Raw genomic sequence first — 15,290 nt, forward strand, 5'->3', positions numbered from 1 at the left:
TAGCGCCGACCGCGACCGCACCGTTGGGACACCGCCACGCCAGGAGGGCAGGAGAGCAGCCGGGCTCAGACACCCGGGACTCCCGACTGGCCTGCCTGGCCCTCATCCGTCGTGGATCACTCGTCGAGGAAGCGCAGGACCGTGGCCGAGGCGCTGGTGCTGGGGGACCCGCCGAGGAGACGAAGCAGGGCAGAGCCGGGATGGCGGGCTCAGTGGTGCCACGGCGGGCCGATGGTGCGGGAAGGTGCTTGCGCCGGAGCGTCAGCCGCACTTCAGGTGCTTGCCGCGCCGGACGCCGTTGACGGGATGGGGTGAAGCAGATCGCATGTGCGCATGGTTGTGAGTCCTCCCCGCCCTGAAGGACTTTGTTGGCGGATTCGGTGACTGCCTTTGGTGATCTTGTTTGGTCGGGCGGTCTGGTGGGGTTCGGTTCCGTCTCGCGGGGAGGCAAGGAGGGCTGTGATGTCGCTGCGCCCTGTGCCTGCCCCGTCCGTTCCGGAGGCCACCGTGCGGGTGGCGCGAGCCGCGTTCCGCAAGGGCTGCCTGGCCATGCGGATCCGGGATGAGCTCGGGCCGTTGTTCGAGGACGAGCAGTTCGCTTCGGCGTTTCCCCGCCGGGGCGGCCCGGCGTGGTCGCCGGGTCAGCTGGCGATGCTCAGCGTGCTGCAGTTCGCGGAGGGGCTGACGGACCGGCAGGCCGCGGACGCGGTGCGCGGGCGGATCGACGTCAAGTACGCGCTCGGTCTGGAGCTGGAAGATCCCGGGTTCGACTTCTCCGTGCTCAGCGAGTTCCGGGACCGGCTGATTGCGCATGGTCTGGAGGAACTGGTCCTTGACCGGCTGCTGGAACGGGTGGGCGAGCTGGAGCTGGTGCGGGCAGGCGGTCGCCAGCGCACCGACTCTACGCATGTGCTGGCTGCCGTCCGGAAGCTGAACCGGATGGAGTTCGTCGGTGAGACCCTGCGCGCGGCGCTGGAGACGCTGGCGGTCGCGGCGCCCGGCTGGCTGTGAGAGGTGGCCGCGCCGGAATGGTTTGAACGCTATGCAAAGCGCATCGACTCCTTTCGCTTCCCCAAGGGGGCCGACGCCCGTGAGCAGTGGGCGCTGACGGTGGGTACGGACGGGTTCGCCTTACTGGAGGCCGTCTACGCGGCGGGCGCGCCCGCCTGGCTGCGGGAGATTGAGGCAGCGCAGGTCCTGCGCACCGCGTGGGTGCAGCAGTACCACCGCAACGAGGACGGGAAGGGGGTGCGCTGGCGGGAGAGGGCAAGGACCTCCCGCCGGGCAGGCTGAGGCTGTCCAGCCCTTACGACTCGCCGCCTGACAATGCCGAATCCGCCAACAAAGTCCTGAAGGGCGGGGCTTCTCGCTATGCCGGTAGGGGCGTTGCGACGCCCCTACCGAGCCTCCACCTCCGGCCGCCGGGGCAGTGGTTGCTCGACCCAGATGACCTTGCCGTTCGCGGTGTAGCGGGTGCCCCAGCGCTGACCGAGCTGGGCGACCAGGAACAGCCCGCGCCCGCCCTCGTCGGTCGTGCGTGCCCGGCGCATGCGGGGGGCGATGCTACTGCCGTCGGAAACCTCGCAGATCAGCGTGGTCTCGTGGAGTAGGCGCAGCCGGATGGGTTCGCCGCCGTAGCGGATCGCGTTGGTGACCAGCTCACTGACGATCAGCTCGGTGGCGAACTCCAGATCGCCGAGGTCCCACTCGGTCAGCCGGGCGGTGACGTCCGCGCGTACCTGGGAGACGACCTGTGGATCTGCGGGAAGGTCCCAGACCGCGAACTGCCCGGCGTCGAGGGCTCGGGTACGGGCCACCAGCAGGGCGATGTCGTCCTTGGGCTCCGCCGGAAGCAGAGCCCCCAGCGCCTGGCAGACCTGTTCCGGCGTCCCAGCGGAGTGTTGTGTCAAGGCATGCTGCAGGTGTGCGAGGCCGCGATCGACATCGCCCCCGCCGAGGTGTTCGACGAGCCCGTCGGTGTAGAGGACCAGCAGACTGCCCTCGGGCAGATCCACATCGACCGTCTCGAAGGGCAGACCGCCCAGGCCGAGCGGCAGGCCCGCGGGAACCTCGGGAAACTCGACGGTGCCGTCCGCGAAAACGACGGCAGGCGGCGGATGGCCGGCCCGGCTCAGGGTACAAAGCCGCGTGCTCGGATCGTAGACGGCGTACAGACAGCTCGTGCCGATGATTCCCGCGTCTGACCTGCCGGCCTGCTGGTCATCGAGGTCGAGGCAGATGACGAGGTCGTCGAGCTGGGTGAGGACCTCCTCGGCCGCCAGGTCGAGAGCCGAGAAGTTGTGGACCGCGGTGCGTAGCTGGCCCATGGTCGCCGCGGCGTGCAGGCCGTGCCCGACAACATCGCCGACGACCAGCGCCACCCGCGCCCCCGACAGCGGAATGACGTCGAACCAGTCGCCTCCCACCCCGGACCTCGCGGGCAGGTAGAGGTGGGCCGCCTCCACCGCCTGCTGGGCGGGCAGGCCGCTCGGGAGCAGGCTCCGCTGCAGCGTGAGTGCCATGGCGTGCTCGCGGGTGAAGCGGCGCGCGTTGTCGATGCACACGGCGGCACGTCCCACCAGTTCCGCCGCGAGGATGAGGTCGTCCTCCTCGAAGGGGCCGTGAAGCCGAGACCGGTAGAGGCTGACCACACCCAGGACCATGCCGCGGGCGACCATGGGCAAGGCGATGAGCGAGTGAACGCCCGCCCCCAGGACCTTGGAGCCGCGGACCGGATCATGGGCTATCCACCCTAGAGCTCGGGACAGCGTCCGTTCACGCACTGGCTCGCCCGTGGCCAGAGCCTGGGCCTGCGGCGTGGACGGGGTGTAGGTGATCAGGTCGCCGACCGCGTGGAGGTCCGAGACCTCGTGCGTGCCGCGGATGGCTGCCCGGCGCAACGGATGGTCCACTCGGATCGGTTCCTCGCCGAGCAGCACCGAGTCCGGCAGGTCAACGGCCGCGAAGTCGGCGAACCGGGGGACGGCCACCTCGGTCAGTTCCTCGGCGGTCCGCGACACATCGAGTGTGGTTCCGATCTGGGAGCCGGCATCGGCGATCAGGCCGAGGCGCTGACGGGCCCGCACGGCGAGCTGGCCGGTGAGGGGCTCGCCGACGGCGAGCAGCCACCGGTCGGCCGGTGCCGTCGGCGCGTCGGACGGCGCGGTCGCGAGGGGATGCCCCGACACGTGACCGTGCGATCCGACCGATTCCGCGCCGGGCGATTCGATCTCCAAAGTCTCCGAGGACTGGGGCGGACGGAGAGGGTGAATGCCGACGCCGGGGAAGACTGCTTCAACGGCGACACCGGTCACGCCGGACGAGCTTCTGATTCGCCGGCTGACGAGGATGGCCTTGCGGCCATCGCTGAGTCCCACCTCGGCGAGGCCGACTTGGCCCGACGAGATCAGCTCGGTCGCGCGCTCTTCCAAGATGAGCCGGTCGCGCGGATCCAGGAAGTCTGTGGGCGGTTGGTCGGCCGTCATTCGGCCGCGAGCATCCTGGTACGCCTCCAGCAGGGCACGCTCGCGAGCGGTCACGCTGCTGAGCAGCCGCTGCTCGATGCCGCGGGCCGCCTCGGCCACGACTTCCGGCATGGCTGGATCGGCATCGAGATGGTCGCACGTCAGACTGAATACGCCGACGAACTGCCCGCTCAAAAGATCGCGAACGGGTGCGCCTGCACAGGCGAGTCTGTGCCAGGCATCGGCGAAGTGCTCGCGGCCGATCACGAACGTGGGCTCGGCCCCGACGAGGACGGTGCCGATGCCGTTGGTGCCGACGAGTTCCTCGGCCGTGCTCAAACCAGGGGCAAGTTGCAGCCCGTCGAGGTAGCGGTTCAAGGAGGGCTCGTCACCCCGGCGTTCCACGACCCGGGCCCGCTCGTCGGAGAGGAAGACGCTCACCGGCATGCCCGAGAGCTGGGACTCCAGACGGTCGAGTACGGGCCCGGCGGCATGCGCGAGCTTGCCCCCGAAATTCAGGTCGGGGTCGTAGTCAGCCTCAAGGCGGTCGGTCGCAAGGCCAAGGAGTCGGCACCGCTGCCAGGAACTCAGGATGGGCTTGCGGACGGCCTTCCCCACCGTCCTGCCGGACAGCAGTCTGTCGCGGGCCTCCGTGAGAGCAGCAGTGTCATACCACGGTGTGCTCATATGCGCCTCGCCCCAGGAACAACTCCTATTTTTTCAGTCTGCGCCCGGAAAACGGAATCACCAAGATTTGGAGAGGGCTGAGAAATCGCTGGTGACAGCTGGTATCCGCCGCTCGTGGCCCCACTGCCCGACACCGGAAGTTTCCCAGTGAGGCGGGCAAGAGGCGGCAGAAAGTCCAGCCCGGGTTTGCCGTACCCCTACATCGACCGATGCTCGACACTTCCACCGACATGCGTCATCAAGAAGGGCGCAAGGGATGAAACGCTTGTTGCTCCCTGTCTTTGCCACCGGACAGGATCTGCACGGTGAACGGTGGATCTTCGATCAGGAGTACACGTGACCGTCCCGGCTGAGGTCGTGGAAAAAGTACAGCCGGCAGGGCTGAAGCCGGACGCTCTGAACTGAGATGGTTCTCTCGCCGTCCGCCCGCGGGCTCACACACGGAGAGATCTCGGCTCATCCGGGGGAGGTCTATGGCGCCGAGGTCTCCAAGAACACCATCTCCACGATCACCGAGTCGTGGCGGCGCCCACGGGGTCAGTCGCACTGATGCCAACAGGCGATACGGAAGCCCCCGAGCAGCAACGCTGGATGATCACGCCCCTCGGTGAAGAGAGGCAGTGATCCCATACGCGGCCATCCCTACCGGTGGCTGTTCGGCCGTCGAGTTTCCGAGAGGCCCAAGCCGGTCAGGTGCTCGCGTGTCCGTATGGCGATGGGCAGTGGTACATCGGGGGCGCACGGATACAGGTCCTGCTCGACGATCACAAACACCTCGGCGTCCAGCTTGGCGAGTTCCTCGACCACGGAGGCGGGGTCAGGCACGCCCGCGGGAGGCGTCACGCACACACCGCGCTTGACGGCCTCACCGAACGACAAGTTCTCGGTGGCGACTTGGTCCAGGATCGTCGGGTCCATTTGCTTGATGTGTACGTAGCCGATGCGCTCCCCGAACCGTCGGATGAGATCCACGTTGTCACCGCCGCCGTAAACGACGTGTCCGGTGTCCAGGCAGAGGTTCGTGTACCGGCTGTCCGACTCGTTGAGCAGCCGCTCAATCTCTGGTTGCGTCTGGATGTGGCTGTCGGCGTGCGGGTGGAGGACGAGGCGTACGTCGTACTCCTCGAGCAGCAGCTTGCCGAGCCGGTCGGCGTTCTGGCCGAAGCCCGCCCACTGCTCGGCGGTCAGCTCGGGCGACTCGGTGAACGCGCCGGTCTTCTCGTCCCGGTACATATGTGGAATGAGGACGAGGTGGTGAGCGCCCGCGGCGGCGGTCAGCGCAGCGACCTGCCGGACGTGGGCGAGCATCTCGTTCCAGGCCTCTGGGCGGTGCAGCGCGCCGAAGGCGGTGCCGCCGGAGACCTTCAGGCCGCGTACGGCCAGTTCCTCGGCGAGTACGGCCGGGTCGGTGGGGAGGTAGCCGTACGGTCCGAGCTCCAGCCACTCGTAGCCGGCCTGCGCCAGCTCGTCGAGGAAGCGGGTGTAGGGGACCTGGTGCTCGTCCTCGGGGAACCAGATGCCCCAGGAGTCGGGAGCGGAGCCGAGGCACAGGTTGCCCGCTACGGTGCGGAGCGTGGATGGCGTCGTTGCCATGGGCAGAGTCCTTCGGAGATGAGGGCGGGAGTTTTTTCCCGGCGTGGGGTTTCTAGGTCTTGCTGCTGCAGGACTCAGCTGGATACAGGGAACGTGAAGCCTGCGGCGACCTGCTGCTTGGGCTGGGGCCAGCGTGTGGTGACGACCTTGGGGCGGGTGTAGAAGCGGATACCTTCGGGGCCGTGGACGGGGGAGTCGCCGATGAGGGAGTCCTTCCAACCGCCGAAGGAGTAGTACGACATCGGCACGGGCACCGGCACGTTGACGCCGATCATGCCGACCTCGACCTTGCGTTGGAAACGGCGCGCCGCCTCGCCGGAGCCGGTGAACAGGGCGGTGCCGTTGCCGTACGGGTTGGCGTTGATGAGGTCGATGGCCTCGTCGAGCGTGTCGACGCGGACGACGGCGAGGACCGGCCCGAACAGCTCCTCCTTGTACGCGTCCATCTCGGCCGTCACGTGGTCGAGCAGCGACGGGCCGGTGAAGAAGCCCTCCTCGTGACCGTCGATCTTCAGCCCGCGGCCGTCCACGACGACGGTGGCGCCCTGCGCGGCGGCGGCGCCGACCGCGTTCTCGACGCGCTCCTGCGCGGCCTTGGTGACCAGCGGGCCCATCTCGATGTCGGGTGCGTCACCGGGGCCCACCTTGACCGCGCGAGCCTTGCCCTCAAGGACACCGACCAGTGCATCAGCGACTCCACCGACCGCGACGGCGACGGACACAGCCATGCAACGCTCACCGGCCGATCCGTAGGCGCCCGCCGTGATCTGGTTCGCAGCAAACTCCAGGTCGGCGTCCGGGAGAACGACGGCGTGATTCTTCGCTCCACCGAGGGCCTGTACCCGCTTGCCCGACTTGGTGGCGCTCTCGTGGACGTACTTGGCGATCGGGGTCGACCCGACGAACGAGACGGCTTCGATGCCGGGGTGGGTGAGGATCGCGTCGACTGCCTCCTTGTCGCCGTGCACAACGTTGAAGACGCCGTCCGGCAGCCCGGCCCTCTTGTACAGCTCCGCCACGAAGTTGGCGGCGGAGGGGTCGCGCTCGCTCGGCTTGAGGATGAAGGTGTTGCCGGTCGCGATGGCGATCGGGTGCATCCACAGGGGCACCATCGCGGGGAAGTTGAAGGGCGTGATGCCTGCGACGACGCCGAGCGGCTGGCGGAAGTTGTGCACGTCGACGCCGCGCGAGACCTGGTCGGAGAATTTGCCCTTGAGGATGTCGCCGAGGCCGCAGGCGAACTCGACGACCTCCCGGCCGCGCACGATCTCGCCTCGCGCGTCGTCGACGGTCTTGCCGTGCTCGGCGGAGATGATCCGGCCCAGCTCCTCCTCGTGCTCCACGAGGAGCTGGCGGAAGGCGAACATCACCTGGGTGCGCTGGGTGAGCGACGATTCGGACCAGGTCTCGAAGGCGGCGGCCGCGGCCGCGACGGCGGCGTCCACGTCGGCCTGCGATGCGAGCGCAACCTGCGCCTGTTGCCAGCCGGTAGCCGGATTGAACACCGGGGTGGTGCGGGGTCCTGGCCCGGCGACGGAGCCGTTGATCCAGTGCTCGATGATCTTCACGTGTGGATGTCCTTTGCTTGGGTGACTGTTGAGCTACAGGTAGTGGTGCTGGGCGCGCTTGGCGGAGGCGTACTTCTCATATGCCTCTCGCGTGGAGTCGAGCGCGGAGACCTCGCTGACCGGCACGTCCCACCATCCGTGTGCGGGCGGGTTCGGCCCGTACAGGTCGGTCTCGACGTGCACGACCGTGGTGCGGTCGGCCGCCTTCGCCTTCTCGATCGCCGTACGGAACTCGTCGACGGTGGTGGCGTGCAGGACGTCCGCGCCGAGGGAAGAGGCGTTGGCGGCGAGGTCGACGGGGAGAACATCGCCGTCGAGCTGACCTGAACCCCCGTTTCGGAAGCGGTACTTCGTTCCGAATCGCTGCGAGCCGAGCGACTCCGACAGTGCGCCGATCGAGGCGAAGCCGTGGTTCTGGACAAGGACGATGATGACCTTCAGGCCCTCGGCGACCATGGTGACGATCTCCTGAGCCATCATCAGGTACGAGCCGTCGCCGACCAGGACGACGACCTCACGCGACGGGTCGGCCATCTTCGCGCCGACGCCGGCCGCGACCTCGTACCCCATGCAGGAGTACGCATACTCGACGTGGTACGCCTTCGGGTCCCGCGCCCGCCACAGCTGCTGCAGGTCGCCGGGCATGGAACCGGCGGCGTTGATGACGACGTCGCGGTCTGCGAGGGCTTCGTTGAGCGCCCCGAGGATCTGCGTCTGCGCGGGGAGTTCGTCGGTGTTCCGGCCGGGGGCAAAGCACTCTTCCTCGATCTCCCTTGTACGGGCGATGAGTTGGCGAGTGTGGTCGCGGTACTCCTGATCGACCTCCCAGTCCGTGAGCGCACCCGCGAGGGCCTCGATGCCGAGCCGGGCGTCGGCGATGAGCGGCTCGGCGGAGTGCTTAACGGCGTCCAGGCGGGTGACGTTGAGGTTGACGAAGGTGACGTCGGGGTTGCCGAAGACGGTGTGGCTGGCGGTGGTGAAGTCGCTGTAGCGGGTGCCGATGCCGAGGACGACGTCGGCCTCCTTCGCCAGCTCGTTCGCCGCGTACGCTCCGGTGGAGCCGATGCCGCCGACCGCGCACGGGTGGTCCCAGGGCACCGCGCCCTTGCCGGCGTGCGTGTCCGCGACCGGGATGCCGGTGGCCTCGGCGAAGGCGCGCAGCTGGATCTCGGCGCCGGAGTAGACGGTGCCGCCGCCCGCGACGATCAGCGGCTTCCTCGCACCGCGCAACAGCCGGGCGACGCGCTCGACGGCCTGGGGTTCCGGCGCCGGGCGGCCCACATGCCACACCCGGCGCCGGAAGAAGGCGACCGGCCAGTCGTATGCCTCGGCCTGCACGTCCTGCGGCAGGGCGAGCGTGACGGCGCCGGTCTCCACCGGGTCGGTCAGCACGCGCATGGCGGCGAGCGCGGCAGGGATGAGCTGCTCGGGCCGCGAGATGCGGTCGAAGTACTTCGATACGGCCCGGAAGGCGTCGTTGACGGTGACGTCCCCGCCGCGGGTGTCCTCCAGTTGCTGGAGGACCGGGTCGGCGACGCGGGTCGCGAACATGTCGCTCGGCAGCAGCAGCACCGGCAGCCGGTTGGTCGTCGCCAGCGCCGCACCCGTGATCATGTTGGTCGAGCCGGGGCCGGTCGATGCCGTACACGCGAAGGCGGCGAGCCGGTCGCGCATCTTCGCGTACGCCACCGCCGCGTGCACCATGCCCTGCTCGTTGCGGGCCAGGTAATAGGGGAGGTCCGCCTCGCGCGTGATCGCGGCCTGCAGCAGTGCTTGGCCAATGCCAGCCACGTTTCCGTGCCCGAAGATGCCCCAGGCACCGGGGATCAGCCGCTGCTCCTGGCCGTCGCGCTCGCTGTGCTGGTTGGCCAGGAAGCGGACGAGGGCCTGAGCGGTGGTGAGGCGGACGGTCGTCTCGGTCATCGGTCGTTCTCCTTGGCGCCGAAGGGGAGCCGTGGGTCGGTTTCCTGGGACTCCCACGTCGTGCGCACCCATCCGTGCGCCGGGTCGTCGCAGATCAGCCAGGCGCGATCCTGTCCCGGACCCGCCATGACGTTGAGGTAGTAGAGGTCGTAGCCGGGTGCGGCGATCGACGGACCGTGCCAGCCGTGCGGGATCAGCACCGCGTCGCCGGAGCGGACTTCGGCGAGCACGTCGATCGGCCGGTCCGGCGTGCCGTACACGCGCTGGTAGCCAAAGGCGTTCTCGCCGCCGGCGATCTCGAAGTAGTAGATCTCCTCGAGTTCGCTCTCCACGGGGTTGCTGTCCGCGTCCGTCCGTGCCTCGTCGTGCTTGTGCGGGGGATAGGAGGACCAGTTCCCGCCGGGTGTGAGCACCTCGCAGACCAGCAGCTGCTCGGCCTCGAACGTGCCGGGCAGGCAGTAGTTGTTGACCTGGCGGGAGCAGTTGCCCGCGCCGCGCAGCTCGACGGGAACGTCCTCCTTGTGCCCGTACCGGGCACGGAGGCCGCCACGCTCGGTACGGGCGGAGGGCAGTGCGAACCTTCCGCCGGCCGCGCTGCTGAGGAGGGCCTCCGAATCGCGGGGCAGGTACGCGAAGTCGGTGGTTGAGTCGAAGACCCCCGTCCGGCCGGAGAGGTGGAAGGCCTCGCCCGCGACGGTGACGGTGCAGCCGCCCGTGATCGGCAGGACCAGGAACTCGCAGTCGCCGGTGGAGAGGGGGTGCGCCTGGCCGGGAGCCAGCGTGAGGATGCGCAGGCCCGAGTGGCCCCAGCCCGCGGACTCGGGGGTGATGACGAGGTCGTACGTGCCCTCCGCCGAGGTCCCCTTGGGCAGGTGGTGGTTGTCGTGGGTGCTCACAGCAGGCTCACCGCCCGGTCCACGGCACCGGCGACGTCGCCGTCCGAGGGGTAGAGCAGGGAGCGGCCGACGACCAGACCCTGCGCGGTGGGCAGCTTGAGGGCCTTGCCCCAGGAGGCGAAGGCCGCGTCGAGGTCGGTGACCTCGCCGCCGAGCAGCAGCGCGGGCAATGTCGAGGAGGCCAGGACCCGCTCCATGTCTGCCACGACCGGCAGCTTCAGCCAGGTGTAGGCGGTACGGCGGCCAAGGCCGGAGGCGATGGTGATCGACTTGACGACCGCGTCGGGGGAGAGGTCGTTGCGGATCTTCCCGTCCCGCCACTCCGAGATGAACGGCTCGACCATCGCGATGAGGTGGCGGTCATTGAGCTTGTTGACGGCACGTGCGGTGTTCTCCAGAGCGGATGGGGTTGCCGGGTCGCCGAGGGCGATACGGGTGAGCATCTTGCCCCCGTCGAAGCCCATCGCGGCGATCGTCTCGGCGTCGTACCCAGTGAACCGGTCGTCGATCTCGAAGACAGAGCCGGCGAGCCCGGCCCGGTTCATGGACCCGAAGACGCTCTTGCCGTCCAGGACGCCGAGCAGCAGCAGGTCTTCCAGGATGTCCGCGGTGGCGAGGACACCGGTGACGCCGGGGCGCTTGAGGGCGACGCACATCCGGTCGAGCAGCTGGAAGCGGTCGGCCAGGGCGGTGGGGTCGCCGCCTACGCCATTGGCACCGCGCGCCGGATGGTCGGCGGCGATGATCATGGCCTTGCCGTGCTCGCCGAGCAGCGAGGTGGCCTTCACACGCCGGGCAGCCGCCGCTGCGATCGCAGCCGGGTCCTTGACCCTCGCGTCCACGATCCGGCTCACGTTCTCAGACAGCACTGTTCACCTCGCGCAGCTTGGCCTCGACCTCGGCCTCGGTGGGCATGGCATCGGAGCAGGCCAGACGGCCCGCGACGAGGGCGCCGGCGGCATTGGCGAAGGACACCATGCGTGTGTTCTCCCAGCCGGACAGCAGGCCGTGGCACAGGGCGCCGCCGAAGGCGTCACCCGCGCCCAGCCCGTTGACGACCTCGATGGAAAGTGGCGGAATCTCGGCTGTGGAGCCGTCGCGGCCCATCGCGAGGACGCCCTTGGGACCCTGCTTCACGACGGCCAGCTCGACACCGGCGGCGAGCAGCGCCTTCGCGGCGGTGTACGGATCGCGCTCGCCCGTCGCCACCTCGCACTCGTCGAGGTTGCCGACGGCGACGGTGGTGTGGCGCAGGGCCTCGGCGTAGTAGGTGCGAGCCTCGGCGGGGTAGGTCCAGAACATGGGGCGCCAGTCGAGGTCGAAGACGGTCGTCCCGGCCTTGGCCCGGTGGCGCAGAGCCGCGAGGGTCGCGGACCGGCTCGGCTCCTCGCTCAGACCGGTGCCGGTGATCCAAAAGATCCGTGCGGCGCTGATGGCGTTGAGGTCCAGTTCGTCGAGACGTATGTCGAGGTCAGGAGCTTTCGGCAGTCGGTAGAAGTAGAGCGGGAAGTCGTCCGGCGGGAAGATTTCACAGAAGGTGACGGGAGTCGGTGCGATGTCCGACCTACCGACGAAGCGACTGTCGACGCCGTAGCCGTCCAGGGCCTTACGGACGAAGTCCCCGAACGGGTCGGTGCCCGTCTTGGTGATCACGGCGGCGTTGTGCCCGTAACGCGCAACCGCGACGGCGACGTTGGTCGGGCTGCCGCCGAGGTACTTGCCGAACGAGGTGACGTCAGCCAGCCCCAGGCCTGTCTGGAGTGGGTATACGTCCACTCCCACGCGACCTATGGTCAACACATCGAACGACATTGCAGCTTCTATCCCTTCACTCCGGAGACTCCGGGAAGATTTCGAGGGTGTCCTGAGGGGTGCCCTCTGGGGCGACGAGTTACTGTCGCGCGCTACTAGCACGTTCTAGTTCGTGTGCGCGATGACCTCTGTGCAAATGTCATGTCTCACTGGTCCTTGAGGCCGGCGATGCGGACCGGGCCGCCGGTGGTCACGGACTCGATGGCGGCGAGGGCGATGGACAGGGCGGCCCGGGCGTCGGTCCCGGTGACGGCGGGGGCGCGGCCGGTGCGGACCGTATCGGTGAAATCGGCGAGTTCGGCGACGTAGGCGTCGTGGAAGAGGTCCTGGTCGTACGTGACGGTACTGGCGGTGATGCCCTCGGGGCTGTAGGCGGTGAGGTGAGTGCGGCGCAGGTCGCCCATGGTGAACATGCCGTCCGAGCCGAAGACCTCGCCACGGACGTCATAGCCGTACACGGCCTGGAAGCTGGCCTCGGCGGTGGCGAGGGCGCCGTTGTCGAAGCGAATGGTGACCACGGCGGTGTCGAGGAGGCCTCGGTGCTTGAAGTCGGGGCGTACGAGGGCGTCGGCCAGGGCGAAGACTTCGACGGGCTCGGCTCCGGGGTTGAGGAAGCGCAGGGTGTCGAAGTCGTGGATCAGGGTCTCGAGGAAGATCGTCCACGGCGGGATGGGGGCGGGGTCCGCAAGCTTGGGGTCGCGGGTGAGGGAGCGCAGGAGCTGCGGGGTGCCGATGCCGCCAGCGACGATCTCCTCGTGGGCGGCGCGGAAACCGGGGTCGTAGCGGCGGTTGAAGCCGACCTGAAGCGGGACGCCAGCCTGATCGGCTGCGGCGATGGCGCGGTCGGCGTCGGCGAGGGTGACGGCCATGGGCTTCTCGCAGTAGACCGCCTTGCCGGCACGGGCTGCCGCCTCGACGAGGTCGGCGTGGGTGCGAGCGGGGGTGCTGATGACCACGGCATCGATGCCGGGATCGGCGAGGAGGGCGTTGATGTCGCTCAGCGCCTTCGGGCTGCCGAGGCGATCCGCGAGGCGCTGAGCGGCTCCGGGTGCAGGGTCGGCGACAGCGGCGAGGCGGGTGCCGGGGAGGCGGTGGGCGAGGGTGGCGCCGTGGAACGAGCCCATCCGGCCGGCGCCGATGAGACCTACATTGATCATGATTCTTCTCCGTATGCGGGTCGTGGTGATCAGGCGGGGGTGAAGGCGGAGCGGAAGCGCTCCAGAGCGAGGTCGCTATCGGTGGAAGACCAGGCCTCCAGGGCGACCGTGCCGTTGTAGCCGAGGTCTGTCAGGGCGCGGGCGACCGCTGGGTAGTTGATCTCCCCGGTGCCGGGCTCGCAGCGGCCGGGGACGTCGGCGACCTGTATCTCGCCGATCAGGCCGAGACGGTGGGCTCGGTGGACGAGCTCGATGAGGTTTCCTTCGCCGATCTGCGCGTGGTACAGGTCCAGGTTCATGCGCAGTCCCGGCCGGTCTACCGCCGCGACCAGGGCCAAGGTGTCCGCGGCCGTTGCGAAGGGTACGCCGGGGTGGTTGACGGCAGTGTTGAGGTTCTCCAGGGTGAAGGTGATCCCGGCGCGTTCGCCCAGCTCCGCAACGCGGCTGAGGGTGCGCTGGGCGGCGATCCACATCGGTCCGGTGGCCGGGCCGGTGACTGGGACGACCGGCAGGCCCTTGTCGTCCAGGCCGGTGCCGTGCAGGTTCAGCCGCAGGCAGCCCAGTTGTTCGGCGACCTTTATCGACTCCTCGGCGGTGCGCAGCAGTTCGGCTGCCCCGTCAGAGTCGGTCAGGCTGCCGCGGACATAGCCGGTCATCGAAGAGAAGACGGCGCCCGTACCAGTCAGCGCGGCCAAGTCGTGGCGGGTCCAGTCCCAGATCTCGACCTGGAAGCCGAGGTCGTGGATGCGTCGGGCCCGCTCGTGGATCGGCAGGTCCAGGAAGACCATTTCGGCGCAGACCGCCAAGGTGTACATCGTCACCCACTCCTCATGTAGAACGTTCTAGTCGCCGGGCCAGTACGCCAGCCGGTCGGCCTGCTTGTCAAGCTCCTGCGTGCAGATAACTAGAACGTTGTAGTACCTTTGAGCCGGGATTCTTCATCTGGTCTACGATCCTCGCTCGGGGCGGAGCGGGCATCAGCGTAGGAGGCACGCCATGGCACCGAGCTCTATGGGTCCGGACGCGAAGCGGCCCACGCTCGCCGACGTCGCGGTACGGGCGGGTGTGTCCACGGCCCTGGTATCGATCGTGATGCGCGGGGTCAAGGGCGCCAGCGCCGCCACCCGTGAACGGGTCCTGGAAGCGGCCCAGGACATCGGCTACCGCCCCGACACGCGGGCGCGGCTGCTGCGCAGCAACCGCTCGCGGCTGCTCGGGGTGCAGTTCGGGCTGCAGCACCCTTTCCATGCCGACCTGGTGGAAGGCATCTATGCGGCAGCCGAGCCCGCCGGGTACCAGGTCGCGCTCAGCGCGGTCGCCCCCAGCCGCAGTGAGCAGCACGCCGTGGACGCGCTACTCGGCGACCGCTGCGAGGCGCTGATCCTGCTTGGCCCCCAGGCACCCGCCGCACGGCTGAGAGTGCTCGCCGATCAGCTCCCGGTCGTCTGCGTCGCACGCAGGCTCCGGCCGCCGTCCGGGAATGTGGACGTCGTACGGACCGCCGACGACGAAGGTGCGCGTCAAGCCGTTGACCATCTCGTCGCTATGGGGCACCGCGACATTGCCCACATCGACGGCGGCAAGGCGCCCGGCGCCGCCGACCGTCGCCGCGGTTACCGCACCGCCATGAAGCACCACGACCTTGGCCACCACATCCGTGTCCTGCCGGGCGGACTCACCGAGGATGACGGGGCCGCAGCTGCCCGTATGCTTCTCGGCAGCCGGCCACGCCCCACCGCTGTCCTCGCCTTCAACGACTACAGCGCCACCGGCGTCCTTGACACCCTCCTGCGCTCCGGCGTCACCGTCCCTGACGAGATCTCCGTCGTTGGCTTCGACGACATCCACCTCGCCAGCCTCGCCCATATCAATCTCACCACCATCAGGCAGGACACCCTCACCCTCACCCAGCATGCCGTTACAACGGCCATTGCTCACCTCGAAGGCGAACGGACCCCCGTCCGCGAAACCGTGATCCCGCCCCACCTCGTCATCCGTGCCACCACCGCCACGCCGCGAGGCCATCACCGCGCTCTTTGAACAGGCCAGAGGACGAGTGGAGGCTTTCCATTACGCCTTCGGAACCGACGCTCTCGTGACTCCTCCACCCCGTAAACGGGGTGGCTTCTCGCTATGCCGGTTGGGCTTCGCGACGGGCCAGCCCGGCCCGTAGAACATTCAGGGCGGCCA

Annotated in this window: 12 protein-coding genes and 1 pseudogene; 4 read left to right on the forward strand and 9 right to left on the reverse strand. The window is 68.7% G+C overall.

Annotated features, from left to right (window positions below; genetic code table 11):
• The first annotated feature begins 462 nt into the window (after positions 1-462).
• Positions 463-1,011, forward strand: coding sequence for a transposase (locus ACFYXB_RS38915; RefSeq protein WP_389589706.1), 549 nt, complete (start codon positions 463-465; stop codon positions 1,009-1,011).
• 3 nt (positions 1,012-1,014) lie between these two features.
• Positions 1,015-1,293, forward strand: coding sequence for a hypothetical protein (locus ACFYXB_RS38920; RefSeq protein ID WP_389589707.1), 279 nt, complete (start codon positions 1,015-1,017; stop codon positions 1,291-1,293).
• 104 nt (positions 1,294-1,397) lie between these two features.
• Here ACFYXB_RS38920 and ACFYXB_RS38925 read toward each other — a convergent pair whose 3' ends face one another.
• Complete coding sequence (locus ACFYXB_RS38925; protein ID WP_389589708.1) at positions 1,398-4,151, reverse strand: SpoIIE family protein phosphatase; 2,754 nt, start codon at positions 4,149-4,151, stop codon at positions 1,398-1,400.
• A gap of 403 nt (positions 4,152-4,554) precedes the next feature.
• On the opposite strand from ACFYXB_RS38925, the pseudogene ACFYXB_RS38930 reads away from it, so the two are divergent.
• Positions 4,555-4,668: pseudogene (locus tag ACFYXB_RS38930) on the forward strand (transposase); the annotation flags it as partial.
• Positions 4,669-4,793: 125 nt separating this feature from the next.
• Here ACFYXB_RS38930 and ACFYXB_RS38935 read toward each other — a convergent pair.
• From ACFYXB_RS38935 to ACFYXB_RS38970, 8 genes are all read right to left on the reverse strand, one after another.
• A complete protein-coding gene (locus ACFYXB_RS38935) occupies positions 4,794-5,744 on the reverse strand; it encodes a TIM barrel protein (protein ID WP_389589709.1) in 951 nt (316 codons plus the stop codon).
• Between the two features lie 74 nt (positions 5,745-5,818).
• On the reverse strand, positions 5,819-7,312 hold the full coding sequence (locus ACFYXB_RS38940; RefSeq protein ID WP_389589710.1) for a CoA-acylating methylmalonate-semialdehyde dehydrogenase: 1,494 nt from the start codon (positions 7,310-7,312) through the stop codon (positions 5,819-5,821).
• A gap of 33 nt (positions 7,313-7,345) precedes the next feature.
• Positions 7,346-9,235: a 3D-(3,5/4)-trihydroxycyclohexane-1,2-dione acylhydrolase (decyclizing) gene (gene iolD, locus ACFYXB_RS38945; protein WP_389589711.1), complete on the reverse strand. Its 1,890-nt coding sequence runs from the start codon at positions 9,233-9,235 to the stop codon at positions 7,346-7,348.
• A complete protein-coding gene (iolB, locus tag ACFYXB_RS38950; RefSeq protein WP_389589712.1) occupies positions 9,232-10,131 on the reverse strand; it encodes a 5-deoxy-glucuronate isomerase in 900 nt (299 codons plus the stop codon). Before iolB ends, iolD begins: the two co-directional genes overlap by 4 nt.
• Positions 10,128-11,000 carry an aldolase gene (locus tag ACFYXB_RS38955; RefSeq protein ID WP_389589713.1) on the reverse strand — a complete coding sequence of 291 codons (873 nt, stop codon included), beginning with the start codon at positions 10,998-11,000 and terminating at the stop codon, positions 10,128-10,130. The genes iolB and ACFYXB_RS38955 overlap by 4 nt, the downstream gene beginning before the upstream one ends.
• On the reverse strand, positions 10,990-11,943 hold the full coding sequence (gene iolC / locus ACFYXB_RS38960; RefSeq protein WP_389589714.1) for a 5-dehydro-2-deoxygluconokinase: 954 nt from the start codon (positions 11,941-11,943) through the stop codon (positions 10,990-10,992). The genes ACFYXB_RS38955 and iolC overlap by 11 nt, the downstream gene beginning before the upstream one ends.
• 146 nt (positions 11,944-12,089) lie before the next feature.
• Positions 12,090-13,100 (reverse strand): Gfo/Idh/MocA family oxidoreductase, encoded by a 1,011-nt coding sequence (locus ACFYXB_RS38965; RefSeq protein ID WP_389589715.1) that lies wholly within the window; start codon positions 13,098-13,100, stop codon positions 12,090-12,092.
• Positions 13,101-13,129: 29 nt separating this feature from the next.
• Positions 13,130-13,915 carry a TIM barrel protein gene (locus ACFYXB_RS38970; RefSeq protein ID WP_389589718.1) on the reverse strand — a complete coding sequence of 262 codons (786 nt, stop codon included), beginning with the start codon at positions 13,913-13,915 and terminating at the stop codon, positions 13,130-13,132.
• 181 nt (positions 13,916-14,096) lie between these two features.
• Between ACFYXB_RS38970 and ACFYXB_RS38975 the strand changes: the two genes are divergently transcribed.
• The gene (locus tag ACFYXB_RS38975; RefSeq protein WP_389589716.1) at positions 14,097-15,140 is read left to right on the forward strand and encodes a LacI family DNA-binding transcriptional regulator; all 1,044 of its coding nucleotides are present in this window, start codon (positions 14,097-14,099) and stop codon (positions 15,138-15,140) included.
• Positions 15,141-15,290: the final 150 nt, after the last annotated feature.

Source organism: Streptomyces sp. NPDC002619 (assembly GCF_042889305.1).
Lineage (GTDB): Bacteria > Actinomycetota > Actinomycetes > Streptomycetales > Streptomycetaceae > Streptomyces.

Coding starts and splice junctions, on each gene's coding strand:
- ACFYXB_RS38915 (WP_389589706.1), top strand. CDS start 463: ATGTCGCTGCGCCCTGTGCCTGCCCCGTCCGTTCCGGAGGCCACCGTG.
- ACFYXB_RS38925 (WP_389589708.1), bottom strand. CDS start 4,151: ATGAGCACACCGTGGTATGACACTGCTGCTCTCACGGAGGCCCGCGAC.
- ACFYXB_RS38935 (WP_389589709.1), bottom strand. CDS start 5,744: ATGGCAACGACGCCATCCACGCTCCGCACCGTAGCGGGCAACCTGTGC.
- iolD (WP_389589711.1), bottom strand. CDS start 9,235: ATGACCGAGACGACCGTCCGCCTCACCACCGCTCAGGCCCTCGTCCGC.
- iolC (WP_389589714.1), bottom strand. CDS start 11,943: ATGTCGTTCGATGTGTTGACCATAGGTCGCGTGGGAGTGGACGTATAC.
- ACFYXB_RS38965 (WP_389589715.1), bottom strand. CDS start 13,100: ATGATCAATGTAGGTCTCATCGGCGCCGGCCGGATGGGCTCGTTCCAC.
- ACFYXB_RS38970 (WP_389589718.1), bottom strand. CDS start 13,915: ATGTACACCTTGGCGGTCTGCGCCGAAATGGTCTTCCTGGACCTGCCG.
- ACFYXB_RS38975 (WP_389589716.1), top strand. CDS start 14,097: ATGGCACCGAGCTCTATGGGTCCGGACGCGAAGCGGCCCACGCTCGCC.